General features: G+C 69.5%; 24 protein-coding genes. 12 read left to right on the top strand and 12 right to left on the bottom strand.

The features are described 5' to 3' along the window. Positions 1-3: 3 nt before the first annotated feature. From ACTWJ5_RS00665 to speB, 3 genes are all read right to left on the bottom strand, one after another. A complete protein-coding gene (locus tag ACTWJ5_RS00665; RefSeq protein ID WP_444437277.1) occupies positions 4-735 on the bottom strand; it encodes a phytanoyl-CoA dioxygenase family protein in 732 nt (243 codons plus the stop codon). After that, a complete protein-coding gene (locus ACTWJ5_RS00660) occupies positions 732-1,658 on the bottom strand; it encodes a LysR family transcriptional regulator (RefSeq protein ID WP_074980509.1) in 927 nt (308 codons plus the stop codon). Before ACTWJ5_RS00660 ends, ACTWJ5_RS00665 begins: the two co-directional genes overlap by 4 nt. Positions 1,659-1,732: 74 nt before the next feature. Continuing rightward, entirely contained in the window at positions 1,733-2,689 is a 957-nt protein-coding gene (gene speB / locus ACTWJ5_RS00655; RefSeq protein WP_009614633.1) for an agmatinase, read from the bottom strand. A gap of 280 nt (positions 2,690-2,969) precedes the next feature. Between speB and ACTWJ5_RS00650 the strand changes: the two genes are divergently transcribed. The 3 genes from ACTWJ5_RS00650 (at position 2,970) to ACTWJ5_RS00640 (ending at position 4,445) form a co-directional block, all read left to right on the top strand. Beyond that, the gene (locus tag ACTWJ5_RS00650; RefSeq protein WP_009614631.1) at positions 2,970-3,197 is read left to right on the top strand and encodes a CopG family ribbon-helix-helix protein; all 228 of its coding nucleotides are present in this window, start codon (positions 2,970-2,972) and stop codon (positions 3,195-3,197) included. Next, positions 3,194-3,475 (top strand): type II toxin-antitoxin system RelE/ParE family toxin, encoded by a 282-nt coding sequence (locus tag ACTWJ5_RS00645; protein ID WP_009614629.1) that lies wholly within the window; start codon positions 3,194-3,196, stop codon positions 3,473-3,475. Before ACTWJ5_RS00650 ends, ACTWJ5_RS00645 begins: the two co-directional genes overlap by 4 nt. A gap of 259 nt (positions 3,476-3,734) precedes the next feature. Further along, the gene (locus tag ACTWJ5_RS00640; protein ID WP_444437276.1) at positions 3,735-4,445 is read left to right on the top strand and encodes an RcnB family protein; all 711 of its coding nucleotides are present in this window, start codon (positions 3,735-3,737) and stop codon (positions 4,443-4,445) included. 40 nt (positions 4,446-4,485) lie between these two features. Here the strand turns inward: ACTWJ5_RS00640 and ACTWJ5_RS00635 are convergent, their stop codons facing one another. After that, the gene (locus ACTWJ5_RS00635) at positions 4,486-4,767 is read right to left on the bottom strand and encodes a DUF2218 domain-containing protein (protein ID WP_444437275.1); all 282 of its coding nucleotides are present in this window, start codon (positions 4,765-4,767) and stop codon (positions 4,486-4,488) included. Positions 4,768-4,864: 97 nt separating this feature from the next. Here ACTWJ5_RS00635 and ACTWJ5_RS00630 point away from each other — a divergent pair, with 97 nt between their 5' ends. Together ACTWJ5_RS00630 and ACTWJ5_RS00625 are read left to right on the top strand one after the other, a co-directional pair. After that, positions 4,865-5,782, top strand: coding sequence for a LysR family transcriptional regulator (locus ACTWJ5_RS00630; protein WP_253407700.1), 918 nt, complete (start codon positions 4,865-4,867; stop codon positions 5,780-5,782). Positions 5,783-5,840: 58 nt separating this feature from the next. Then, entirely contained in the window at positions 5,841-6,296 is a 456-nt protein-coding gene (locus ACTWJ5_RS00625) for a GNAT family N-acetyltransferase (protein WP_444437274.1), read from the top strand. Here the strand turns inward: ACTWJ5_RS00625 and ACTWJ5_RS00620 are convergent. From ACTWJ5_RS00620 to dksA, 3 genes are read right to left on the bottom strand one after another with little or no spacing between them, the layout of a single operon-like run. Further along, the gene (locus ACTWJ5_RS00620) at positions 6,293-6,910 is read right to left on the bottom strand and encodes a DUF1826 domain-containing protein (RefSeq protein WP_444437273.1); all 618 of its coding nucleotides are present in this window, start codon (positions 6,908-6,910) and stop codon (positions 6,293-6,295) included. The two genes, ACTWJ5_RS00625 and ACTWJ5_RS00620, sit on opposite strands and share 4 nt — an antisense overlap. After that, positions 6,910-8,112, bottom strand: a complete 1,203-nt coding sequence (zigA, locus tag ACTWJ5_RS00615; RefSeq protein ID WP_444437272.1) for a zinc metallochaperone GTPase ZigA — start codon at positions 8,110-8,112, stop codon at positions 6,910-6,912. The genes ACTWJ5_RS00620 and zigA overlap by 1 nt, the downstream gene beginning before the upstream one ends. Before the next feature lie 26 nt (positions 8,113-8,138). Beyond that, on the bottom strand, positions 8,139-8,567 hold the full coding sequence (dksA, locus tag ACTWJ5_RS00610; RefSeq protein ID WP_249918249.1) for an RNA polymerase-binding protein DksA: 429 nt from the start codon (positions 8,565-8,567) through the stop codon (positions 8,139-8,141). 105 nt (positions 8,568-8,672) lie between these two features. On the opposite strand from dksA, the gene ACTWJ5_RS00605 reads away from it, so the two are divergent. After that, positions 8,673-9,080: a hypothetical protein gene (locus ACTWJ5_RS00605; protein WP_009614620.1), complete on the top strand. Its 408-nt coding sequence runs from the start codon at positions 8,673-8,675 to the stop codon at positions 9,078-9,080. Between the two features lie 289 nt (positions 9,081-9,369). On the opposite strand, the gene ACTWJ5_RS00600 is transcribed toward ACTWJ5_RS00605, so the two are convergent. Then, positions 9,370-10,548: an N-acetylmuramoyl-L-alanine amidase gene (locus tag ACTWJ5_RS00600; protein WP_444437271.1), complete on the bottom strand. Its 1,179-nt coding sequence runs from the start codon at positions 10,546-10,548 to the stop codon at positions 9,370-9,372. A gap of 67 nt (positions 10,549-10,615) precedes the next feature. Between ACTWJ5_RS00600 and folE2 the strand changes: the two genes are divergently transcribed. Genes folE2 through ACTWJ5_RS00580 form a run of 4 tightly spaced genes read left to right on the top strand, consistent with a single transcriptional unit; the run spans position 10,616 to position 13,930 of the window. Next, positions 10,616-11,509: a GTP cyclohydrolase FolE2 gene (folE2, locus tag ACTWJ5_RS00595; protein WP_074980502.1), complete on the top strand. Its 894-nt coding sequence runs from the start codon at positions 10,616-10,618 to the stop codon at positions 11,507-11,509. After that, the gene (locus ACTWJ5_RS00590; protein WP_444437270.1) at positions 11,506-12,171 is read left to right on the top strand and encodes an ATP-binding cassette domain-containing protein; all 666 of its coding nucleotides are present in this window, start codon (positions 11,506-11,508) and stop codon (positions 12,169-12,171) included. The genes folE2 and ACTWJ5_RS00590 overlap by 4 nt, the downstream gene beginning before the upstream one ends. Further along, complete coding sequence (locus tag ACTWJ5_RS00585) at positions 12,171-13,034, top strand: metal ABC transporter permease (protein WP_009614616.1); 864 nt, start codon at positions 12,171-12,173, stop codon at positions 13,032-13,034. Before ACTWJ5_RS00590 ends, ACTWJ5_RS00585 begins: the two co-directional genes overlap by 1 nt. Positions 13,035-13,057: 23 nt before the next feature. After that, entirely contained in the window at positions 13,058-13,930 is an 873-nt protein-coding gene (locus ACTWJ5_RS00580) for a metal ABC transporter substrate-binding protein (protein ID WP_249918254.1), read from the top strand. On the opposite strand, the gene ACTWJ5_RS00575 is transcribed toward ACTWJ5_RS00580, so the two are convergent. Next, entirely contained in the window at positions 13,927-14,379 is a 453-nt protein-coding gene (locus ACTWJ5_RS00575; RefSeq protein WP_074980498.1) for a GNAT family N-acetyltransferase, read from the bottom strand. The genes ACTWJ5_RS00580 and ACTWJ5_RS00575 overlap by 4 nt on opposite strands. A 535-nt stretch (positions 14,380-14,914) precedes the next feature. After that, entirely contained in the window at positions 14,915-16,099 is a 1,185-nt protein-coding gene (cfaB, locus tag ACTWJ5_RS00570) for a C17 cyclopropane fatty acid synthase CfaB (protein WP_444437269.1), read from the bottom strand. Positions 16,100-16,431: 332 nt separating this feature from the next. Here cfaB and ACTWJ5_RS00565 point away from each other — a divergent pair, with 332 nt between their 5' ends. Next, positions 16,432-17,856 (top strand): MDR family MFS transporter, encoded by a 1,425-nt coding sequence (locus tag ACTWJ5_RS00565; RefSeq protein ID WP_370311653.1) that lies wholly within the window; start codon positions 16,432-16,434, stop codon positions 17,854-17,856. A gap of 21 nt (positions 17,857-17,877) precedes the next feature. On the opposite strand, the gene ACTWJ5_RS00560 is transcribed toward ACTWJ5_RS00565, so the two are convergent. After that, a complete protein-coding gene (locus ACTWJ5_RS00560) occupies positions 17,878-19,179 on the bottom strand; it encodes an MFS family transporter (RefSeq protein ID WP_074980495.1) in 1,302 nt (433 codons plus the stop codon). Between the two features lie 629 nt (positions 19,180-19,808). Here ACTWJ5_RS00560 and ACTWJ5_RS00555 point away from each other — a divergent pair. Further along, positions 19,809-21,134: an OprD family porin gene (locus ACTWJ5_RS00555; protein WP_444437268.1), complete on the top strand. Its 1,326-nt coding sequence runs from the start codon at positions 19,809-19,811 to the stop codon at positions 21,132-21,134. Positions 21,135-21,673: 539 nt separating this feature from the next. Here ACTWJ5_RS00555 and ACTWJ5_RS00550 read toward each other — a convergent pair. Then, positions 21,674-24,805, bottom strand: a complete 3,132-nt coding sequence (locus tag ACTWJ5_RS00550; protein ID WP_444437267.1) for a CusA/CzcA family heavy metal efflux RND transporter — start codon at positions 24,803-24,805, stop codon at positions 21,674-21,676. Between the last annotated feature and the right edge of the window lies 1 nt (position 24,806).

The raw sequence follows: 24,806 nt of genomic DNA, 5'->3' as shown, positions 1-24,806 counted from the left end.
TCCTCAGTCGTATTCCGCCGCCTCGTGGCCGCCCAGCAGGCGGCGCTGGCGGGGCGTGCAGGCGGCCAGCACTTCGGGTTCGAAGCGCCAGTCGAGATAGGGCGAGAACTTCTGCGCCACCATGCGCCGGCCGTAGTGCACCTGCAACAGGTAGCGCGTGCGCTGGCTCAGGTTGCGGCTGCCGGAGTGCCACAGGTCGCTGCGGAACAGCAGGCAGTCGCCGGCGCGGCACAGCACCGGTTCGGCCGCCCTGCCCCGCCAGCTGCGCTCGTCCGGGTGCGGCGCGCGGCCGGCGCGGTGGCTGCCGGGGATCACCCAGGTCGGGCAGAGTTCGTGGTCGATGTCGTCGAGGTAGACCTGCGCCGTGCAGATGAACATCGGCAGCTCGAAGCCGCCCAGCAGCAAGGCTTCCGGCAAGCGCAGCGGCAGGTAGTCCTGGTGCATGTCGCCGCCGATGAAGCCGGGGTGGCAGCGCCAGGCGGTCTGGCCGATCACGTGGCAGTCCTCGCCCAGCGCCGCCTTGGCCACCTCGATCAGCCCCGGCGGGTCGAGGTACGGCAGCCAGCGCGGCGAGCGGTTGAACACGCACTTGTAGTGGTCCACCAGGCCCTCGTAGTCCCAGTGGATCGGCCGCAGGGCGTCGATCAGCCCGCGCACTTCCGCGACCTGCGCAGCATCCAGCAGGCCGGGCAGCAGTACGAAGCCATCCTCGTGCAATGCGTGCAGTGCGTTCATGACTCCAGCCCTCCCCGGCCCAGTTGCGCCTGGGCCTGTTCCAGCGCGCCGAGGAAGGCGCCCAGGGCTTCGCCCGGCTCGGCGCCCTGGCGCGTCACGCAGTGGAATTCCGAGTGGTAGGCCAGCTGCGCGGGGCGGATCGCCCGCAGCCGTCCCTCGGCGACCCAGGCGGCGGCGTAGGGCGTCGGCAGGTAGCCGATGAAGGTGCCGCTGAACACCAGGTTGGCGATGGCCTCCATGCTGTAGGCGGTGGTCGTGCGGTTGAACACCAGGCCGTGGGGGCGCCGGCTCTCGGCCATGTAGCCGCGGCCGACGTAATCGGCGGCGCAGATCGCCTCCAGGTCCGGCTCGTCGTCGGCGCGGGCGAAGAACGGGTGGCCGGGGGCGCAGTAGAGGTTCTGTTCCTCGCTGAAGAGCAACTGGTAGCGCAGCCCGGACAGGCGATGGTGGAAGGCGCCGATGGCCAGTTGCAGGCGCTCTTCCAGCACGGCGTTCTCCAATTCGTCCGGGCGCTGGGTGTGCAGGTTCAGGCGCACGCCGGGGTTGCCCTGGCGGAACAGGCGGATGGCCAACGGCAGCGCCCAGCAGTGCTGCCCGACCACGCCGTCGACGCAGCCCAGGTGCAGGGTTTCGCGGTCGCGTCCGCCCAGGCCGGTGACCTGCTCGCGGAAGCGTTCGATGTCGACGAACAGGCCCTGGGCCGCGTCGTACAGCTGCTGGCCTTCCTCGGTGAGCTGGAAGCCGCTGCTGCCGCGCCGGCACAGCGAGTAGCCCAGGCGCAGTTCGAGGTCGCGCACCAGCACGCTCAGGCGCGACAGGCTGGTGTTCAGACGCACCTGGGCGGCGGTGAAGCCGCCGGCCTCGACTATGGCGCAGAAGGTGCGCAGCAGGCGCAGGTCGATGTCGGAAAGGTTGCCCAGCATGGGGGTTCTCGCGGCGGCGGGGGCAGGCCTTCGTTATAGCCCCGCGGGCGCCGCCCCGTGAACCCCCGCAGCGGTCAGCGGCGCCGGGCCCGGGCGTCGGCGAGGATGCACAGCAGCTCGAACATCATGGTCGCGCCGACCAGCGCCGTGGCGCCGCCCAGATCGAACGGCGGCGACACCTCCACCACGTCCGCGCCTATCAGGTCCAGGCCCTGCAGGCCACGGACCAGGTGCTGCGCCTGCAGCGTGGTCATGCCGCCGATCTCCGGGGTGCCGGTGCCGGGGGCGAAGGCCGGGTCGAGCACGTCGACGTCGAAGCTGACGTAGGTCGGCCCCTCGCCCACCACCCGCCGCGCCTCGGCGAGTGTCGCCTCGACGCCCAGCGCGGCGAACTCCTCCATGTGGATGACGCGGATGCCGCACTCCTTGGCGAAGGCCTCGTCGTCCGCTGAATACACCGAGCCGCGGATGCCGATCTGCACGGTGCGCCGCGGGTCCAGCAGGCCCTCCTCGATGGCGCGGCGGAACGGCGTGCCGTGGGTGTAGGGGTTGTCGCCGAAGTAACGGTCGTTGGTGTCCGAATGGGCGTCGAAGTGGACCATGCCGATGGGCCGCTCGGCGGCCAGGGCGCGGAAGATCGGCAGCGTCACCAGGTGGTCGCCGCCCACCGACAGCGGCACCGCGCCGGCAGCGTGGATGCGCCGGTAGAAGCCCTCGATGCGCTTGAGCGAATCGAGCAGGTCGATGGGGTTCACCGGGGCGTCGCCCACGTCGCCGACGCGCGCCAGGTCGTAGGGCGCGATGCGGCTGACGTGGTGCACCTTGCGCATCAGGCTGGACTGGTTGCGCACCTCGCGCGGGCCGTGGCGGGCGCCGGCGCGGTTGGTGGTGCCGCCGTCCCAGGGCACGCCGACCAGGGCGATGTCCACCTGGGCCGGGTCCTCGAAGATCGGCAGGCGCATGAAGCTGGGGATGCCGGCGAAGCGCGGGACCTCGGCGGCGTCCACCGGTTGCGGGAAGTCATGGGGCATGGGCGTCTCCTGGCGGGAAAGGGGCTGCCCCACCAGCCTGGACCGCCCCGCGGCGGCGGCAAATCCCGAAAGCGGCAAGCCAACTTGCGCCGCCGCGAAAGTGCCCTGCAAGCCGCGCCAGCCGGGCCTTTCCACCCACCCAGCCAGCTCCGCGCCAGCGCCCGGCCGCACTCGCGCCCTCTCCTTCCCATTGCCCTTCTCACCAACGCCAAGTGCCTGATTCGTATACTTATGTTATCGTTGTAAACTCTGTATACAGCGTAAACGGACTGCTCAGAAATTGACCACCGTAATCTCCTTCCGCGCCGATGACGCCCTGGCCAAGGCCCTGGACCAACTGGCCCGGGCCACCCACCGGGACCGCCCCTACCACCTGCGCCAGGCCCTGGCGCAGTACCTGGAGCGCCAGAGCTGGCACGTGGCGGCCATCGACGAAGGCCTGGCCGACGCCAACGCCGGGCACCTGCTGCCGCACGCGGAGATAGAAGCCAAGTGGGGGCTGGCATGAGCCTGCAGTGGACGCACAAGGCGGCGGCCGACCTGGACGGCCTGTACGACCACTACGTGGTGCTGATCGGCCCGGAGAAGGCGCTGAAGGCCATCCAGGACGTGGTCGGCCAGGTGAAGGCGCTGGCCGACCTCAGCCTGAGCAGCGTCGGCCGGCCCAGCGAGGTGCCCGGCGTGCGCGAATTGCCGCTGGAACGCTGGCCTTACCAGGCCGCCTACCGGGTGAAAGGCCGCGATGTACAAATTTTGCGCATCGATTCTGTGGATAACCCGGGGTAAAAGTGGTCACACGGTTACAAAATATTTCAAAGTATTGACTTATTGATTTTGTACAAAAATAGATCAAATGCATCATTCAAGGTAATTTGGTCTATTTGCGACCATAAATTGAAATATCGATCTAGTTACGACCGAATAATGACCAATCGTCTTTTCATGCGGCGACGCTTTTTTCCGAGATCGGAACTTTTCCCGGCATTTCCCTGTCCACTTTCCTGACTTTCCCGGCCATTTCGCCGCCCTGCCCGACGACCCGACCATGCCCAAGACCGCCTCCCTCCGCGCCCTTTGCCTGGGCCTGCTGCTGCCCGCCGGCGCGGCCCTCGCCTGGAACGCCAACGACGCCCAGCAACAGCAGCAATGGCAGGAGCAACAGCGCCAGATGGCCGAGCAGCAGCGCCGGCAGAACGAGGAACAGCAGCGCCGCCAGCAGGAGCAGCAACGCCAGCAGCAGGAACAGCAGCGGCAGATGGCCGAGCAGCAACGTCGGCAGATGGAGGACCGGCAGCGCCAGCAACAGGAGTTCCAGCGCCAGCGCGATGAACAGCGCCGCCAGGCCGAGCAACAGCAGCGCCAGGAAGCCCAGCGCCGCCAGCAGGAACAGCAGCGGCGCTGGCAGGAAGAACAGCGCCAGCAGGCCGAGCGCGACCGCCAGTGGCAGGACGAGCAGCGCCGCCAGGCCGATGAGCGCCAGCGTCAGTGGGAAGAGGCGCAACGCCGCCAGCAGGAGCAGCGGCAACGCGAATGGGAAGACGCCATGCGCCGCCAGGAGGCCGAGCGCCGGCACTGGCAGACCGGCCAGTACCTGCCGCCGGAATACCGCGCGCGGCGCTACTACGTGGAGGACTGGCGCAGCCGCCAGCTGCCGCCGCCAGCCTACGGCTACCAGTGGCAGGAAGTGGACGGCGACTACCTGCTGATCGAACTGGCCAGCGGCCTGATCCAGCAGATTCTCAACGGCCAGCGCTGAACCGCAGCGGCCACGGCGGCAAAAGAAAAGGGCAGGGGGCTCAGCTCCAGTTCACCGGCAGCTGGCCTTCCTTCCAAGCGGAGCGGTCGAGGTGGCTGACCACCACCTGTTGCACGCGGGCCAGGCGCTCGGCGTCCTCGGCTTCGGCCTGCAGGTGCAGTGCGACGGCGTCGGCCTTGAGCCGGCAGGTGCCGAACTCGAAGTTCAGCACGCCGCTGTCCTCGCTCAGTTCCACCGGCAGCTTGTGGGCGAAGTGGTTGCACAGGCGCTTGAGGTAGCGGGCGCCATCGGGGGTGGGCACGTCGGCACGGGAAGTCGGCATCGTTCATCCTCTTCTTTCAGAGGCTTCGCATGCTAGGCGGGAGAAAGCCCGGGAAAAACCGGCTATCGTGCCTTTCACTCTTAAGCGGAGCTTCACAATGGACAACCTCCGAGGCATGGCCGTGTTCGCCACCGTGGTCGCCCGCGGCTCCATGGCCGCCGCCGCCGAGGCCCTGGGCATGAGCCCCTCGGCGGTCAGCCAGCAGATCCGCAAGCTGGAGGCGCAGGCCCAGGTGAGCCTGCTGCACCGCACCACCCGCAGGCTGACGCTGACCGAGGCCGGCGAGGCCTTCTACCGCAGTTGCGCGCAGATGCTGGCCATCGCCGAGGAGGCCGAGCAGCGCCTGGGCGAGTGGCGCGAGGCACCTGTTGGCGAACTGCGCCTGGCGGCGCCGGTGGGTTTCTCCGGGCGGCTGATCACCGAGGCGCTGCGTCCGCTGCTGGAGAACCACCGCCAGCTGCGCCTGCAACTGTTCTTCCACGACGAGCAGATCGACCTGATCGAGCAGCGCATCGACCTGGCCATCCGCGTCGGCAACCTGGCCGATTCCAGCCTGGTGGCGCGCCACCTGGGCGACTGGCAGAACCTGGTCTGCGCGGCCCCGGCCTACCTGCGCCGCTGCGGGGCAATCGACCATCCCGACCAATTGTTGCAGGTCGACTGGCTGGCGCTGAACACCCGCGGCCACGGCCAGGCGCTGCAGTTCGACGGGCCGGACGGGGAGAGCTGCCGCCTGCGCCTGGAGCCACGGGTAGCGGCCAACAGCATGCTCGCCCTGCGCCAGTTCACCCTCGACGGCCTGGGCGTGTCGCTGCAGCCGGAGCCGGAAGTGCGCGAGGCGCTGGAGGAGGGCAGGCTGCTGCGCCTGCTGCCGCAGTGGCGCCTGCCCACCTACGGCATCTACGCCGTGACGCCGCGGCGCGACGCCCAGCCGGCCAAGGTGCGGGTGGCCATCGAGGCGCTGCGCCGGCACCTCGGCGGGCTGTCGCCGACCGGGCCGCGGGTGGCTGTGTGAAACGCCCGGGCGTGAGAGGATGGGCGGTCTTTTCCACCTGCCGCCGGAGCCTCACGCCATGGACCTCACCTGGAGCTGCCAACACCACAGCGAACTGAGCAAGGAGACGCTGTACGCCCTCCTGCGCCTGCGCTGCGAGGTCTTCGTGGTGGAGCAGAACTGCCCCTACCAGGACATCGACGACCAGGACCTGTCCGGCGACACCTGCCACCTGATGGCCCACGACGACGGCCAACTGCTGGCCTACCTACGCCTGCTCGACCCGGCGACGCACGACGGCGAGGTGGTCATCGGCCGCGTCATCACCGCCGCCGCCGGGCGCGGTCGCGGCCTCGGCCACCAGTTGATGCAACGCGCCCTGGACGAAGCGGCGCGGCGCTGGCCGGGCAGCCCGGTGTACCTCTCCGCCCAGGCGCACCTGCAGGGCTACTACGGCCGCTACGGCTTCGTCGCCGAGGGCGAGGTGTACCTGGAAGACGACATCCCGCACATCGACATGCGCCGCCCAGCCTAGAGCCAGTCCAGGGTCAGCAGCAGGCGTCGCGTGCCCGGCGCCGGGGCCGGCGAGCGGTGGACGATGCCGGCGCCCTCGTTGCCGATCCATTTCTCGCCCTTGAACAGGCCCACGTCGCCCACTTCCAGGCGCTGGATGCGCGCCGGCTCGGCCTCGCCGAGACGGTCGCGGGGCAGGGCGCCTTCCTCCAGCCATTCGCTGGCGCAACCGGCGTAGCTGGTGACCAGGCGCAGCGCCACGTGGTCGACGTGGAAGCGCGGGCACATGGCCCGCTCCAGGCTGCGCAGGCGCAGGCCCACGCGGCGCGCGCCGGTCAGGCAGGCGAAGGCCTCCACCAGCCAGGCCAGGTCGTTGGCGAAGAGCGTGGCGCCCGGGTTCTCGTCGAACAGGCCGCGCAGTTGGTCGCTGCGCCCGGCCTCGTCCAGTTCCAGGGTCGCGTGGCGGGCGTAAAGCGCCTCGCCCTGCACCAGGGCCTCGGCATAGGCCGCCAGCTCGGGGAACAGGCGGCGGCGCCAGACCGCCAGGTTCACGCCGTCGTGCAGCACCTCGGCGAGCACCTGCGGGTCGTCGCCGAGCACCTGGCGCGGCATGGGCTGCAATGGCCGGGCGAGCATCAGGCGTCCTCCGTCCAGGACTCGAAGGGATCGGCCAGGCGCGCCCAGGCCTGGGGCCCGGCGGCGAATTCGGTGTCGTCCAGCAGGCAGGCGTCCAGCTCGTCCTCCAGGCGGGCGAAGTCGATGCCCTGGCCGATGAACACCAGTTCCTGGCGGCAATCGCCGGTCTCCGCGCTCCAGTGGCGCATCACCTGGCGCAGGCCGTCCTCGTCCTGCGGCCAGCGTTCCTTCGGCACGAAGCGCCACCAGCGCCCGGCCAGGCCGTGGCGCATCAGGCCGCCGGCCTGGGACCAGCTGCCGGCCTCGCGGTAGCGGCTGGCCAGCCAGAAGAAGCCCTTGGAGCGCAGCAGGCGGCCGTTGCTCCAGGGCGTGGCAAGGAAGTCGTGGAAGCGCTGCGGGTGGAAGGGCCGGCGCGCGCGGTAGGCACGGGAGGCGATGCCGTATTCCTCGGTCTCCGGCACGTGCTCGCCGCGCAGTTCCTTGAGCCAGCCGGGGGCCTGGGCGGCGCGCTCGAAGTCGAAGCGACCGGTGTCGAGGATCCATTCCAGCGGCACCTGGCCCATGAGCATGGGGCGGATCTCGGCGTCGGGGTTGAGGCCGCGGAGGATCGCCAGCAGCTCTTCGCGCTCGGCGCTGGAGATCAGGTCGACCTTGCTGAGCAGGATGACGTCGGCGAACTCCACCTGGTCGATCAGCAGGTCGGCGATGGAGCGCTGGTCTTCCTCGCCCAGGCTCTCGCCGCGGCTGGCCAGGCTGTCGCTGCCCTGGTAGTCGCGCAGGAAGTTCAGGCCGTCGACCACGGTGACCAGGGTGTCCAGCCGCGCCAGGTCGGACAGGCTGCGGCCCTGCTCGTCGCGGAAGGTGAAGGTCTCGGCCACCGGCAGCGGCTCGGAGATGCCGGTGGACTCGATCAGCAGGTAGTCGAAGCGGCCTTCGGCGGCCAGCTTCGCCACTTCCTGCAGCAGGTCTTCGCGCAGGGTGCAGCAGATGCAGCCGTTGCTCATCTCCACCAGCTTCTCTTCGGCGCGGTTGAGGCTGACGTCGCGCTGCACCTCGCTGCCGTCGATGTTGATCTCGCTCATGTCGTTGACGATCACTGCGACGCGGCGGTGCTCGCGGTTCTTCAGCACCTGGTTGAGCAGGGTGCTCTTGCCGGCGCCGAGGAAGCCGGAAAGGACGGTGACGGGTAGGCGTTGCTTCACGGTGGTGGCTCTCTGTTATGGATTCTTCAGGCGTCGCGCAGGTGCAGTTCGCGGCGCTCCTGGCGTTCCTTGGCCTCGACGCTGAGGCTGGCGGTGGGGCGCAGCAGCAGGCGGCGCAGGCCGATCGGCTCGCCGGTCTCGGCGCACCAGCCGTAGTCGCCGCGGGCCAGGCGCTCGAGGGCCTGGTCGATCTTGTCCAGCAGCTTCTTCTCGCGCTCCAGCAGGCGCAGCTGCCACTGGCGCTGTTCCTCGCGGCTGGCGACGTCGGCCTCGTCGCCGGGCCGTTCCACCTCGCGCAGCGCGTCGAATTCGCCGTCGATGCGCGCCTGCAGCTCGGCGCGCTGGCGCAGCAGCAGGTCGCGGAAGAAGGCCTGCTGGGCCTCGTTCATGTAGGCGCTGGCGGGTTGCGCCAGCAGTTGCCGTTCGCTGAGGACCGGTTCGGATTGCAGGGACATGGCGGTCTCCGGAAGGACGGGATAGAATTGTTATAATATAACATTTCGCATTCGACAATCCGCCGGCGTACCATGGAGGCCCATCCAGCCCGCCCCGAGGTCCCGATGAAAGCCGCCGCCCTGACGCTCTGCCTGCTGCTCCTGGCGCCCCTGGCGCGGGCCGCGGGCGAGCCGCCGCTGGCCTTCCCCGGCCTGCCGCCGGCGGCCTGCGCCTGGCTGGCCAACGTGCTGGCCTGCATGGACCGCGACGGCAGCCACTACAGCGTCGCCACCCAGGGCCACGACACCTACCTGCGCGGCTTCGACGCCGCCAGCGGCCAGCGCTGGGCGCAGACCGGCACGCGCTACGGGCGCCTGACCTTCTTCAGCGGCGTGAGCAGCGACGGCCAGGTGTGGCTGGGCACCAGCCGCGGCATCGGCTGGACGCACATCAGCCGCTTCAGCAGCTCCAGCGGCGGCCAGGCGAAGCTGACCTGCGGGCGCGTGAGCGGGTGCAGCCAGCAGGTGCGGTAGGCGCCCGGCCACGCCACAGCCGGACGCATGGGGAATCGCGGACGGAGTCCGCTCCTACGGTTCGCGGGGCAGCACGGTATTCCACATTCCGGCGCGATTCGCGGATGAGATCCGCTCCTACGCTGCGCCACCCACGCCATTCCCCTGTAGGAGCGCGCCCTGCGCGCGAATCGCGGGCAGGGCCCGCTCCTACAATTGTCGTGAAGCACGGAGTTTCCTCGTAGGAGCGGACTCCGTCCGCGATAGGCCGAGCCCCGCCGCGAAATCGCAGATGAATCCGCTCCTCGCCCTACGCCTTGCCCTGCTCCCGCAACGCCGCCAACAGGCTCCCCACCGGCGGGCGCTGGCGGAAGTAGCCGTGCAATCCATCGAAGATCGCTCCGGCCAGCTCCTGCTGGTGCCGCGCGTCATGCAGGCGGCGGCAGTCGGCGTCGTTGGAGATGAAGCCGGTCTCCACCAGGATCGAGGGGATGTCCGGCGACTTGAGCACGGCGAAGCCGGCCTGGTCGACGCGTTCCTGGTGCAGCCGGGTGATGCCGCCGAGGCTGCGCAGCACGCTGTGGCCCAGGTCCAGGCTGGAGGCGATGGTGGAGCTCAGCGACATGTCGAGGATGACCTTGGCCAGCGCCGGATCCTTGTCCTGCAGCGGCAGGTTGCCGGTGGCGCCGATCAGGTCGGCGCCGTTCTCGCGCTCGGCCATGAAGCGCGCCAGGGTCGAGGTGGCGCCGTGCTCGGAAAGGGCGAACACCGACGCGCCGGATGCCGTGCGCCGGGGCGCGGCGTCGGCGTGCACCGAGACGAACATGTCGGCGTTGCAGCGCCGCGCCACTTCCACGCGCTGGCGCAGCGGGATGAACACGTCGACGTTGCGCACCAGGCGCGCCTTGAAGCCGCTCTGGCGGTCGATGCGCCGCGCCAGGTTCTGCGCGATCAGCAGCGCCACGTCCTTCTCCCGCTCGCCGCGCGAGCCGAGGGCGCCGGGGTCCTTGCCGCCGTGGCCGGCGTCCACCACCACGAGGATGTCGCGGCCCTTGCCGGCAGCCTTCGCCGTGGCTACCGGGGCAGGCGCCCCTGCCGGATGCAGGTCGAGCACCAGGCGATGGCCCTTGCCGGCCTGGGGCCCCAGGGCGAAGGCCTGCAATTGCACCGGCTCGGCCAGGTCCAGCACCAGGCGCGTGCCGCCGTCGGCCAGGCGCCCGCTGCGCAGGCCGCGCAGCGGGCCGGACGGGGCAGGGGAGGCCAGGGGAACGCCCAGGCTGGCGCCGTCCAGGTCGACCACCAGGCGCTCCGGCGCGGAGAGGGTGAAGGTGCGGTAGTGGAAGGGCCCGTCGAGGTCGAGGACCAGGCGCAGGCCTCCGGCCATGGCCTCACTGCGCGCGCCGAGCAGGCGCGGGCCGGCGAAAACGTCCAGGGCGGGCAGCCAGGCGGCGCTGGCGAGCAAGGTTTGCAGCAGGCGGCGTCGATTCATGGCGCTTGCAGGAAGGAGTAGGAAACAATACGTTATATTATAACATCCACCAGCGCCAGCCATTCCCATGACCGCCTTTCTCCCCGACGTCGCCAGCCAGGCCGCGTCCGACACCCTCGCCCTGGACTGGGTCGGCATGCAGGGCATCGCCCTGCCGCTGCGCCTGCACGGCGAACGCCTGAACGCGCTGGCCGACGCCGGCGTCAGCCTGGACGCAGCCGCCGCCCGCGGCATCCACATGTCGCGCCTGTACCTGGCCCTGGCCCGCCTGGAGCAGGCCGAGCTGGGCCCGCAGCTACTGCGCGAAGTGCTCGACGACTTCCTCGCCAGCCACGCCGGCCTGTCGCGCCGCGCCAGCCTGCGCCTGGCCTTCGACGCCCTGCTCAGCCGCCCGGCGCTGGTCAGCCCGCTGAGCGGCTGGAAGCAGTACCCCTGCGAGGTCCACGCGCGCCTGGACGACCAGGACCTGCGCCTGGAGCTGCGCCTGCGCCTGGCCTATTCCTCCACCTGCCCCTGCTCGGCGGCCCTGGCGCGCCAACTGATCCAGCAGCGCTTCGCCGAGGAGTTCGCCGACCGCTCGCCCAGCCACCAGGAAGTCCACACCTGGCTCGGCAGCAGCGCCGGCATAGTCGCCACGCCCCACAGCCAGCGCAGCTTCGCCGACCTGCATCTGCACCTGCGCGAGGGCCTGGACGGCCTGCCGCTGCGCGAGCTGCTCGACTGCGCCGAGGCCGCCTTGGGCACCGCCGTGCAGACCGCGGTGAAGCGCGCCGACGAGCAGGCCTTCGCCCTGGCCAATGGGCAGAACCTGATGTTCTGCGAAGACGCCGCCCGCCGCCTGCACCGCGCCCTGGCGCAACGCGGGGAACTGGAGGCCTTCGCGCTGAGCGTGGTCCACGCCGAAAGCCTCCACGCCCACGACGCCGTGGCCCGCAGCCAGTGGCGCAGGGAGGCCCCATGATCCATTGCCAGGCCCTGCAGTGGGGCCCGCCGCGCCTGCCGCTGACGCCGCCGCTGAACCTAGACCTAGACGCCGGCAGCCTGACCGCCATCGTCGGCGCCAACGGCTGCGGCAAGAGCAGCCTGCTGAAGGTCATCGCCGGGCTGCAGAAGCCCCTGGCCGGGCGCGTGCGCGTCCAGCTGCGGCCGCGGGAGATCGGCTACCTGGTTCAGCAGCAGGCCCTCGACCGGCAATTCCCCATCGGCCTCGGCGAGCTGGTCGGCGCCGGCTTCTGGAACAGCCGCCTGAGCACCGCCGAGCGCCGCGAGAAGCTGCGCCAAGTGCTGGCCGACTGGCAGTTGGAGGGACTGGAGCAGCGCCCGCTGGCGGCGCTCTCCGGCGGCCAGCTGCAGCGCGCCCTGCTGGCCCGCCTGAGCCTGCTGGACAGCCCGCTGCTGCTGCTCGACGAGCCCGACGCCTGCCTCGACGAAGCCGGTCAGACGCTGCTCTGGCAGCACATCGACGCCTGGCACCGCGAAGGCCGCACCCTGCTGCTGGTCTGCCACGACCTGGGCGCGGTGCGCGAGCGCGTCCCCGACTGCCTGCGCGTGGCCGCCGAGGGTTGCCGCCACGGCAGCAGCCGCGAGCTGATCGCCAGCCGCTGCCTGGCGCGGGTGGCGTGATGGTCCTGCACGCGCTCTGGCAGCCCTTCGTCGAATTCGCCTTCATGCGCCGCGCGCTGCTGGGCGGCGTGGTCCTGGCGTCGAGCGCGGCGCCCCTGGGGGTGTTCCTGATCCTGCGGCGCATGAGCCTGATCGGCGACGCCATCGCCCACGGCATTCTCCCCGGCGCCGCCATCGGCTTCTGGCTGGCCGGGCTGTCGCTGCCGGCGCTGACCCTCGGCGGCCTTGGCGCGGGCCTGGCGGTGGCCGGTCTGGCGGCCTGGGTGACGCGCCACACCGGGCTGCGCGAGGACGCCAGCCTGGCCGCGGTCTACCCCATCTCCCTGGCCAGCGGCGTGCTCCTGCTGGGCCTGGCCGGCAAGCGCCTGAACCTGCTGGAGCTGCTGTTCGGCTCGGCCCTGGCGGTGGACCGCACGACCTTGCTGGGCATGCTCGGCGTGGCCGTGCTCAGCCTCGGCGTGCTCGCGCTGATCTACCGCAGCCTGCTGCTGGACAGCCTCGACCCGCTGTTCCTGCGCAGCGTCAGCCGCCTCGGGCCCTTCGCCCACGGGCTGTTCCTCGGCCTGGTGGTGCTCAACCTGGTGATCGGCTTCCAGGCCCTGGGCGCGCTGATGATGGTCGGCCTGATGATGCTGCCGGCCGCCGCCGCACGCTTCTGGAGCCGCCGCCTGCCGGCGCTGCTGGCCCTGGCCGCGGGCATCGGCGCGCTCTCGGTGTGGCTGGGCCTGGCGGCGTCCTACGCCTGGTCGCTCCCCAGCGGGCCGGCCATCGTCCTGCTCGCCGGCCTGTTCTACCTGTTCTCCGTGCTGTTCGGCCCGGTGCACGGCCTGTTGCGCCGCGGCCTGCTGCCCATCCCGCAATGACATCCCCCTTGAGGAAAGCCACCATGCGTGTCCTGCTGCTCCTGCTTGCGTTCTGCCTGCCCCTGTCGCTGTCCGCCGCCGAGAAGCCGCGCGTGGTGACCAGCTTCAGCATCCTCGCCGACATGACCCGCGCGGTCGGCGGCGAACACATCCAACTGAACAACCTGGTCGGCCCCGACAGCGACGCCCACACCTACGAGACCACCCCGGACGACGCCCGCGCCGTGCGCCAGGCGCAGCTGGTGGTGGAGAACGGCCTGGGCTTCGAACCCTGGCTCGACCGCCTGGTGAAGAGCACCGAGACCCGCGCGCAGGTGATCCAGGCCAGCCACGGCGTGATCCCGCGCAGCCTGGAGGAGGACGGCCAGACCATCCCCGACCCGCACGCCTGGAACAACCTGGCCAACGCCGACATCTACGTCGACAACATCGCCAAGGCGCTGGAGAAGCTCGACCCGGCCAATGCCGCCGACTACCGGCGCAACGCCGAGGCCTACCTGAAGCAAGCCCACGAGTTGCTCGCCTACGCCAAGGGCAAGCTCGGCAACCTGCCCGCCGACCGCCGCACCCTGGTCACCTCCCACGACGCCTTCGGCTACCTCGGCCAGGCCTACGGCCTGAAGCTGCTGGCGCCCCAGGGCCTGTCCACCGAGCGCGAAGCCTCGGCCACCGAGGTCGCCGAACTGATCCGGCAGATCCGCGAGCAGCACATCCGCGCGGTGTTCGTGGAGAACATCAAGGACCCGCGGCTGATGCAGCGGATCGCCGAGGAAAGCGGCGCGAAGATCGGAGGCACCTTGCACTCGGACGCGCTGGCCAGCGAAGGCCCGGCCAGCACCTACCTGGGCCTGTACCGCAGCAACGTCGACACCCTCTATCAGGCGCTGGCCGACTAGAGCACCAGGCTCAGGCGCAGGCGGTCGCGGCAGGGGATGCCGTTCTCGACGATGGGCTCGGGGTAGTTGAGGCTGAAGTAGTCGCTCTCCACGGCGCAGATGCGAAAGCCCATGCGCTGGTAGAGCCCCAACTGCGCCAGGCTGGAGTTGCCGGTGGCGATGTCCAGCCGCAACGCCCCGGCCGCCCGCGCCGCGTCGATGGCCGCGGCCAGCAGGCGCTTGCCCAGCCCACGCCCCTGCCAGGCCTCGTCCACGGCGAGGTTGGTGACTTCCAGTACGCCCCAGCTCACCGGCGTCAGCGCCAGGACTCCGCGGACTGCCTCGCCTTCGACCAGCGCCAGCAGGCGGGATTGCGGGAGGTAGCGTTCGATCTGGTCGCGGCTGGGATCGGCGAGCAGGAGCAGGGGCCAGGGGGCTTGGGTGAGGGGGAGTTCCTGGAGGGTGGGCACGGGAGGGCATCCGGGCGGGGCTGGAGGGGGCGTATTGTGCCAGAGGATGTTGTTGGGGGAACGGGCCAGAGAACCCGGGCTCCCGGTGGTTCTGGCGCGATAGATTGACTCCGCCCCTCTCCCCAACCCTCTCCCTGAAGGGAGAGGGGGCTTGTCCGTGCCGAGAGAAGTGATGGTTTCAGCCGGAAACCTTCGGTGCTGCCGGCTGACTCAGGAATACCCACGCACTCCGAACGGTCCCCTCTCCCTTCAGGGCGGGGCGCGCAGCCGAGGGTTAGGGAGAGGGCGCTCTTCAGGGCGCGCACCAAACCCACCCGGCAGTGATGGCGATGGGTATCGCTTCGCTCAACACCATCCTACGGGCGTTGTGTTTGCCGGAGCCTGTAGGAGCGGACCTTGTCCGCGATAGCCGGAGGTTCCGGCGCGATTCGCGGATGAGATCCGCTCCTACGCCGCCCCACCTACGCCATTCCATGTAGGAGCGCGCCCTGCGCGCGAATCGCGGGCAGGGCCCGCTCCTACAGGTGGCCGCGCCTCAGGCGTAGATATCCCCCCGGCTCCACGGCACCTCGTGGCTGCCGTCCGCGTGCGGCTTGCTCGCCAGGATCTGGTGCAGGTTGATCCAGCCCTTCTTGAAGCCGTAGGCGCAACCGGCCAGGTACAGGCGCCAGATGCGCAGTGCCTGCTCCGGCACCAGCTTGGCGGCCTCGGCCAGTTTCGCTTCCAGGCTGGCGCTCCAGAAGTCCAGGGTGCGCGCGTAGTGCAGGCGCAGGCCCTCGACGTCGACCACTTCCAGGCCCGCCTCGCTCATGCGCGCCACCGCCAGGGACAGGTGCGGCAGTTCGCCGTGGGGGAACACGTAGCGGTCGATGAAGTCGCCGGCGCCGCGGCCCACCGGGCGGCCGTCGGTGTAGCGGGCGGTGATGCCGTGGTTCATCACCAGGCCGCCCGGGCGCACCGCGTCGTACAGCTGCTGGAAGTAGAGGCCCAGGTTGGCGTGGCCGACGTGCTCGAACATGCCCACGCTGACCACCTTGTCGAAGCGGCCGTCGCGGGGCAGGTCGCGGTAGTCCAGCAGCTCCAGCCTCACCTTGCCTTCCAGGCCCTCGGCCTTGACCCGTTCGCGGCCGAGCTTGAGCTGCTCCTCGCTGAGGGTGATGCCGTAGACCTCGGCGCCGAACTCGCGCGCCGCCAGGCGGGCCAGGCCGCCCCAGCCGCAACCGACGTCGAGCAGACGCTCGCCGGGCTTCAGGCGCAGCTTGCGGCACAGGTGGCGCAGCTTGGCCAGCTGGGCGGTGGCCAGGTCTTCCGTGCCGGTCTCGTAGTAGGCGCAGGAATAGACCATCTCCGGGTCCAGCCAGAGCTTGTAGAAGTCGTTGGAGAGGTCGTAGTGGTAGTGGATGGCTTCGGCGTCGGTGCGCTTGTCGTGGCTCTCGCGGACGAAGTCGGCGGGGCCGTCGTCGACGCCCAGGGCCTCGCTCAGGGCATCGCCCATGGCGATGACGTCGCCGATCGGCCCCTCGATATCCATGCGCTTTTCGACGTAGGCGCGGCCGAGGGCGTCCAGGCTGGGCTGGGTGATCTCCGCCAGCAGCGCGGGGTCGCGGACGATCAACGTCACCTGCGGGTCCGGGCCGAGGTCGAAGGCCTGGGCATCGCCGATGCGGATGCGCAACGGCAATTGCAGGGACAGCAACTCAGAGGGCAGGTTGGCTTTCATGCATTCCTCCTGGTCACGAACAGAAAAACTATAGAACAGGACCCTCATAGCCTTCGCCTATGGGTGTTCCCGCCCTTCGTCTATCGGTGGATTCGGCGGCAGGTGCGAACGGAGCGCTGCAAAAGCGTAGCAGGAGATTTCTGACAGTCAGCGTGTCCATATCGAGATAGAGCCTTTACCGGATTGCAAAAGTGCGGCAGCGCGCCGCAGGCACAATCCGTTAGACTGCTAAGCATCCATCCCGTCCCATTCAATTCGCTCGTCCTCAAGGGGGTTGCTTGAATACCCTGAGCCACCCGCGTCCGCCGGTGCGCACCATCCTCATCGGGCTGATGCTGGCGATCTTCCTCGGCGCGCTCGACCAGACCATCGTCGCCGTCTCGCTGCCCGCCATCTCCGCCGGTTTCGCCAACTTCGACCTGCTGGCCTGGGTGATCTCCGGCTACATGGTCGCCATGACCATCTCCATGCCCATCTACGGCAAGCTCGGCGACCTCTACGGGCGGCGCCGGCTGATGCTCTTCGCCACCGCGCTGTTCACCTTCGCCTCGCTGCTCTGCGGCCTGGCCCAGAGCATGGAGCAGCTGGTGCTGGCGCGGGTCCTGCAAGGTGTGGGCGCCGGCGGGCTGATGTCGGTGAGCCAGGCGATCATCGGCGACATAGTCCCGCCGCGCGAACGCGGCCGCTACCAGGGCTACTTCAGCAGCATGTACGCGGTGGCGAGCATCGCCGGCCCCGTGCTGGGCGGGCTGCTCACCGAATACCTGTCCTGGCGCTGGGTGTTCCTGATCAACCTGCCGGTGGGCCTGGTGGCCTTCGCGGTGTCGCGGCGCACCCTGGTGGGCCTGCCGGTGCCGGGCCGGCGGCCGCGCATCGACTACCTGGGCACGCTGCTGATGATCGCAGGCCTCGGCAGCCTGCTGCTGGCCATCACCGACGTCGGCCAGGGCGCCGACTGGCGCGATGCGCAATTGCTCGGGCTGTTCGCCGCGGCCCTGGTGCTGCTGGTGCTGTTCGTCCTGCAGGAGCGCCGCGCCGCCGAGCCGCTGGTGCCCATGCAGCTGTTCGCCATCCGCGCGGCGACGCTGAGCTGGATGGTCGGCTTCTTCGCCAGCTTCCAGATCATCTCGCTGTCGGTGCTGGTGCCGCTGCGCTTCCAGTCGGTAACCGGCGCCGGCGCCGACAGCGCCGCGCTGCACATGCTGCCGCTGGCCATGGGCGTGCCGATCGGCGCCTACTGCTGCGGGCGCCTGACCACCATCCTGGGCCGCTACAAGCCGCAGATAGTCGCCGGCGCGCTGCTGCTGCCCTGCGCGGTGGCCGGCCTGGCCCTGACCACGCCGTCCAGCTTCTGGCTGTCGGGGCTGTTCATGCTGCTCTGCGGCACCGCCGCCGGCACCCAGTTCCCCACCAGCCTGGTGGCCGCGCAGAGCGCCGTGGAGCATCGCCACCTGGGCGTCGCCACCAGCAACACCACGCTGTTCCGCTCCCTCGGCGGGGCGGTGGGCGTCGCCCTGATGTCGGCGATCCTCCTGGCCATGCTGCAGCCGCTGGCGGCCGGGGAGGGCTTCGGCCACGGCATCTCCGCCAACGAACTGCTCGCCAGCCTCGCCGGCCCCGGCCACGAGGACCGCCGCCTGCTGCTGGACGAGGTGTTCCGCCGGCTGTTCCTGGTCAACGCCGGCGTCGGCGTGCTGGCGTTGCTCATCGCCCTGGCGCTGCCCAACAGCCGCCTGCGCGGCAAGGTGGAGGACTGAGCCTCCACCGCCCGCGCACCGTCAGTCCTCGTCGTTGAGGTAGCTGACCTTGCGCAGGTCCGGCAGCAGCAGGCAGACCACCAGCGCCACGCCGCACATCACCGAGACGTAGATGTAGAAGTACGACTCCACGCCGAGGCTCTTCAGGCCCAGGGCCGCGTATTCCGCCGAGCCGCCGAAGATGGCGTTGCCCACCGCGTAGGACAGGCCCACGCCCAGGGCGCGGATCTGCGGCGGGAACATCTCGGCCTTGATCAGCCCGCTGATGGAGGTGTACAGGCTGACGATGGCCATGGCCACGATGATCAGCACGAAGGCCATGTAGGGGCTGGTGGTGGTCTTGAGCGCGGAGAGGATCGGCCAGGTGCAGAGCATGCCCAGCAGGCCGAACCAGAGCATCGAGGTCTTGCGCCCGATGCGGTCGGAGAGGGCGCCGAACAGCGGCTGCATGCACATGTAGACGAACAGCGCGAAGGTCATCACGCCGCTGGCCACCTTGGCGTCCATGCCCACGGTGTTGACCAGGTACTTCTGCATGTAGGTGGTGAAGGTGTAGAAGATCAGCGAGCCGCCGGCGGTGAAGCCGAGCACGGTGAAGAAGGCGCGCTTGTGGTGGGCGAACAGCTCGGTGAGGGTGCCGGACTCCGCGCGGTGCAGGTTCTCGTCCTTGGCCGTCTCGCTCAGCGAACGGCGCAGGTAGAAGGCGATCACCGCGGTGATGGCGCCGACCACGAAGGGAATCCGCCAGCCCCAGGCGCGCAGCTCCTCGTTGCTCAGCAGCTGCTGCAGGATCACCACTACCAGCACCGCCAGCAGCTGGCCGCCGATCAGCGTCACGTACTGGAAGGAGGCGAAGAAGCCGCGCTGGCCCTTGAGCGCCACCTCGCTCATGTAGGTGGCGCTGGTGCCGTACTCGCCGCCCACCGACAGGCCCTGGAACAGCCGCGCCAGCAGCAGCGCCGCCGGCGCCAGCACGCCGATGGTCTCGTAGGTGGGCATCACGGCGATGGCCAGCGAGCCGCCGCACATCATCAGCACCGAGATCATCATCGCCGTCTTGCGGCCCTTCTTGTCGGCGATGCGGCCGAACATCCAGCCGCCGATGGGGCGCATCAGGAAGCCGGCGGCGAACACTCCGGCGGTGTTGAGCAACTGCACCGTGGGGTTGCCCGAGGGGAAGAAGGCGTGGGCGAAGTAGATGGCGGTGAAGGCGTAGACGTAGAAGTCGAACCATTCCACCAGGTTGCCGGAGGAGGCGCCGACGATGGCGAAGATGCGTCGGGTGCGTTCTTCGGCAGTGTAGTGCGGAGCGGGTGCGTTCATGGGGCTCTCTCGTCGATGACACTGTTGTTGGCGTTGTACGGCGGCCGTCCCTGTCGCCACCGGACGAGGTGCGGCAGGCCGCCCTCGGGCGGCTTGCCGACACAATCTGTTACAGGAGTATAGCCCCATGCCGATAGCCAGCTAACGATAAATCCTGCCGATCGACGGGCCGCTCCCCATTGAAAGGGCGAATATCGAACGTCCGTTCGGCATTTCCGATTGACCGGCACAAGGCCAGCTTCTATCGTTTCGCCACCCACGCGTGCCTGCCGGGACTACTTGTCAGGTACCCCTCGGTGGGCCGCAGGGTCCGACCTTGTCCACAAGACAAGGTCGATTACCTTCCCCTCGCAGGGCGGCTCCTGCCGCAAAGCCTCGGTGCCCCGTCCACACCCCCGGACGCGCAGGCACCGGGGGGATAATGGTCCCCCCGCCTTCCCCATCCTTCGTGCCGTTGCCGTCTTCGTCCGCCGTTCGCCGGCTGACGGAATTGTCATGTCCGCCTCATCTCCGCGTCATTCCACCGTCATCAGGATGGAGCCTGCCCGCGCGCGGCTCCCGTCGCCGTGGGCGCACAACAACGATGCGGCGCCTCCCTGGCAGCCGCCCAACACCCCATGGAGCGATCGATGACACAGCGGAACATTCCCCTGGCCCTCTCCCTGCTCGCCGCCGGGCTGGCCAGCCCCCTGGCCGGCGCCGAGGAAAGCGCCGAAGGCTTCCTCGAAGGCCAGCGCCTGGACATCCTCAACCGCAACTTCTACTTCAACCGCGACGAGCGCCACGGCCAGTCCAGCCCCAAGGGCAACGGCTATTCCGAGGCCTGGGCCCAGGGCCTCTTCGCCCGCTACCAGTCCGGCTACACCCAGGGCACGGAGGGCCTCGGCGTAGACGCCTTCGCCATGCTCGGCATCCAGCTGGACAGCGGCGACGGCCGCAACGGCGGGCACAGCTCCTTCGACGTGCTGCCGGTGGACGCCCGGGGCCGCACCCAGGACGAATACGCCAAGGCCGGCGGCGCCGCCAGGCTGCGCCTGTTCGACACCGAGGTGAGGATCGGCGACGTGTTCCCGCAGACGCCGGTGGTGCACTACGGCGACTCGCGCCTGCTGCCCGAGTCCTTCCGCGGCGTGACCCTGAACAACGCCAGCATCGAGGGCCTGGACCTGCAGGCCGGGCGCCTGCACTCCATGAGCCAGCCCAACGACCGCAAGATGAGCGAAGGCTTCTCGACCTTCTACGCAGGCCCCGTCGATGCCCCCTGGATCGCCTACCTGGGCGGCGACTACGCGCTCACCGACGGAGTCAGCGTGAGCCTCTACGGCAGCCGCCTGAAGGACGCCTGGAAGCAGTACTACGCGGCCACCTCGGCGACCTACCCGCTGGCCGACGGCCTCGACCTGATCGGCGGCTTCACCTACTACAAGTCGGTGGACGACGGCGGCCGCGAACTGTTGGGCGAGTTCAACACCAACATCTGGAGCGGCAAGCTCGGCGTGCGCTTCGGCGCCCACACCCTGGCCCTGAGCCATCAGCGCAACAACGGCAATAACGACTTCGACTACCTGCGCCAGTCGGACTCGATCTACCTGGACAACTCCATCCAGTACACCGACTTCAACTCGCCGAAGGAGCGCTCCTGGATGCTCCGCTACGACCTCGACATGCAGGCCTACGGCATCCCCGGCCTGAGCTTCATGACCCGCTACGCCCGCGGCAGCGACGCCGACTACAGCCACGCCAACGCGGTCTACATGCGCCGCGACGGGAACGGCGATCCATTGACCGACCAGAAGCGCTGGGAGCGCGACGTCGAGGCGAAGTACGTGGTGCAGAACGGCAACCTGAAGGACCTGTCCTTCCGCCTGCGCCAGGCGACGACCCGGGCCACGGCCTTCGAGTCGGACCTGGATGAGGTGCGGTTGATCGTCGAGTACCCGTTGCGGGTGCTTTGAGGTTCGGGTGTGGAGAAAGGCCTGTGGTGGCCTTTTTCGTTTGCGGGCGTGGTTTTGCTTTTCGTAGGAGCGAGCTTGCTCGCGAACAGTGTTTCCAGGTGGCTTCGGTGCCTGGCCTGAAGAGCGCCCTCTCCCTAACCCTCTCCCTGAAGGGAGAGGGGACCGTTCGGTGTGCTCGGGTATTTCGGCGTTAGCCGGCTACTCCACGGGTATCAGGATGAAACCACACCGCCTCTCGGCACGAACTAGCCCCCTCTCCCTTCAGGGAGAGGGCTGGGGAGAGGGAACGGAGTCAATCCAAGGCTCCGTTGCAACCGGGGAACTCCGTTCGCGAGCAAGCTCGCTCCTACACAAAAGCCCAACCCCCTCCCTATCAAAATCGTCATCCCCACCTCAGCATCCTGTTACCGACGACAGGTTCCAATAACCCCCGTCAGCCCCACTTGTGTGAACTGACGGCCGTCCCGGCAGCGAAAGCTCCTTTGGTGAGGGATGGCCCCTGAGGCGCCCCCCGCGGGCGCCTTTTTTTACGTCCCTCCTCAGCCCACCTCATCACGCCTGTGCGCCCAGCGATACAGCGCCGGCAACACCAGCAGCGTGAGCGCAGTGCTGGAGAGAATGCCCCCGATCACCACCGTAGCCAGCGGCCGTTGCACCTCGGCGCCGGTACCTGTCGCCAAAGCCATGGGCACGAAGCCCAGCGACGCCACCAACGCCGTCATCAACACCGGGCGCAGGCGCGTCAGGGCGCCCTCGTGGATGGCCGCATCCAGCCCGCGGCCCGCCTCGCGCAGGTTGCGGATGAAGGCGAGCATCACCAGGCCGTTGAGCACCGCCACCCCGGACAGGGCGATGAAGCCCACCCCGGCGGAGATCGACAGCGGGATGTCGCGCAGCCACAGCGCCGCCACCCCGCCGGTGAGGGCGAAGGGGATGCCGGTGAACACCAGCAGGCCGTCGCGGACGTTGCCGAACATCATGAACAGCAGCACGAAGACCAGCAGCAGCGCCACCGGCACCACCACCTGCAGGCGCTTGGCCGCCGATTGCAGCTGCTCGAACTGGCCGCCCCAGGCGGTCCAGTAGCCGGCCGGCACCTGCACCTCATTGGCCAGGCGCTGTTCGGCCTCGGCGACGAAGGAACCGATGTCGCGGCCGCGCACGTTGGCGCTGACCACCACCAGGCGCTTGCCGTTCTCCCGGCTGACCTGGTTCGGCCCCTGCAGCAATTGCAGTTGCGCCACCTGACCGAGGGGGATGAAGGCGATGCGCCCGTCGGCACCGGCCGGCAACGGCAGCAGCAGGCGCGACAGGCCGTCGATGTCGCTGCGCTGCGCCTCGGGCAGCCGCACCAGCAGGTCGAAGCGGCGGTCGCCCTCGAACAGCGTGCCGGCCTGGCGCCCGCCCACCGCGATGGCGACGAAGTCCTGCACGTCGCCCACGGCCAGGCCGAAGCGCGCCGCCCGGTCGCGGTCGATGTCGACGGTCAGCACCGGCAGGCCGCCGGTCTGCTCGACCTTCACCTCGGAGGCGCCGGGCACCTGGCGCAGGGCGTCGGCGATCTTCCCGGCGGTCTGTTCCAGCACCGCCATGTCATCGCCGAAGACCTTCACCGCCACGTCGCTGCGCACCCCGGAGATCAGCTCGTTGAAGCGCAGCTGGATCGGCTGCGACAGCTCGTAGTTGCTCCCTGGCACCTCGGCGGCGGCGCGCTGGATTTCCTCCACCAGCTGCGCGCGCGGCTTGCGCGGGTCCGGCCAGTCCTGCTGCGGGCGCAGCATAAGGTAGCTGTCGGAGATGTTCGGCGGCATGGGGTCGGAGGCGATCTCGGCGGTGCCGGTGCGGGCGAACACCCGCTGCACCTCCGGCACCCTGGCGAGGATGTGGCGCTCCAGGCGTTCCTGCAGCTCCACCGACTGCGTCAGGCTGGTGCCCGGCACGCGCAACGCCTGCAGGGCGAAGTCGCCCTCACTGAGGCTGGGCACGAACTCGCTGCCCATGCGCGTGGCCAGCAGGCCCGCGCCCAGCACCAGCAGCGCGGCGCCGGCGAACACCCGCGCGCGGTGGCCCATCACCCAGCCCAGCACCGGCTCATAGCCGCGCCGCGCGCCGCGCATCAGCCAGTTCTCCTCCTCGCGCACGCGGCCGCTGACGAACAGGGCGATGGCCGCCGGCACGAAGGTCACCGACAGCAGCATGGCGCCGAACAGCGCGATGACCACGGTGAAGGCCATGGGGTGGAACATTTTCCCTTCCACGCCGGTGAGGGCGAAGATCGGCAGGTACACCACCATGATGATCAGCTGGCCGAAGATCAGCGCGCGGCGCGCCTCCTTCGACGCGGCGAACACCTCGTGCAGGCGCTCGCTGCGCGTCAGCAGGCGGCCATGGTGCTGCTGGGCGTGGGCCAGGCGGCGGATGGCGTTCTCGACGATGACCACCGCGCCGTCGACGATGATGCCGAAGTCCAGCGCGCCCAGGCTCATCAGGTTGGCGCTGACGCGGTTGGCGAACATGCCGCTGAAGGTGAACAGCATCGCCAGCGGGATGACCATGGCGGTGATCAGCGCCGCGCGCAGGTTGCCGAGGAACAGGAAGAGCACGGCGATGACCAGCACCGCGCCCTCCACCAGGTTCTTCTTCACCGTGGCGATGGCCTTGTCCACCAGTTGCGTGCGGTCGTACACCGGCACCGCGCGCACGCCCGCCGGCAGGCTGCGGTTGACCTGTTCCAGGCGCTCGGCCACGGCGGCGGCGACGCTGCGGCTGTTCTCGCCGATCAGCATGAACACCGTGCCCAGCACCACCTCGCGGCCGTTCTCGGTGGCCGCGCCGCTGCGCAGTTCGCGGCCGATCTGCACCTGCGCCACGTCGCGCACGCGGATCGGCGTGCCCTCCAGGTTGGCCACCAGCACGTTGCCGATGTCCTCCAGGCCGGACAGCTGCCCCGGCGCGCGCACCAGCAGCTGCTCGCCGTTGCGCTCGATGTAGCCGGCGCCGACGTTGCCGTTGTTGCGCTCCAGCGCCGCCAGCAGGTCGGCCAGGGTCAGGCGGTGCGCGGCCAGGCGCTGCAGGTCGGGGGCCACCTGGTACTGCCGGGCCTGGCCGCCGATGGTGTTGATCTCGGCCACGCCGGGCACGTTGCGCAGCTGCGGCTTGACGATCCAGTCCTGGATCACCCGCAGGTCGGTGGGCGTGTAGGGCGTGCCGTCCTCCTTGCGCGCGTCCTCGGCGGCCTCGATGGTCCACAGGAAGATCTCGCCCAGGCCGGTGGAGATCGGCCCCAGCGCCGCCTCGGCGCCTTCGGGCAGTTGCTCGCGGGCCTGCTGCAGGCGCTCGTTGACCAGTTGCCGGGCGAAGTAGATGTCGGTGCCGTCGGCGAAGATCGCCGTCACCTGCGACAGCCCCGAGCGCGAGATCGAACGCGTCTGCTGCAGGCCCGGCAGGCCGGCCATGGCGGTCTCGATGGGATAGGTGATGCGCTGCTCGGTCTCCAGCGGCGAGTAGCCGGGGGCGGCGGTGTTGATCTGCACCTGGACGTTGGTGATGTCGGGCACCGCGTCGATCGGCAGCTTCTGGTAGCTGGCCACGCCGAGGGCGGCCATGCCCAGCACGGCGAGCAGCACCAGGTAGCGCTGCTCGATGGCGAAACGGATGATGCGTTCGAACATG

The sequence above is a fragment of the Pseudomonas sp. A6 genome, from assembly GCF_052367875.1.
GTDB classification, from domain to species: domain Bacteria; phylum Pseudomonadota; class Gammaproteobacteria; order Pseudomonadales; family Pseudomonadaceae; genus Pseudomonas; species Pseudomonas citronellolis.
This window is presented reverse-complemented; position numbering and strand designations above follow the sequence as displayed.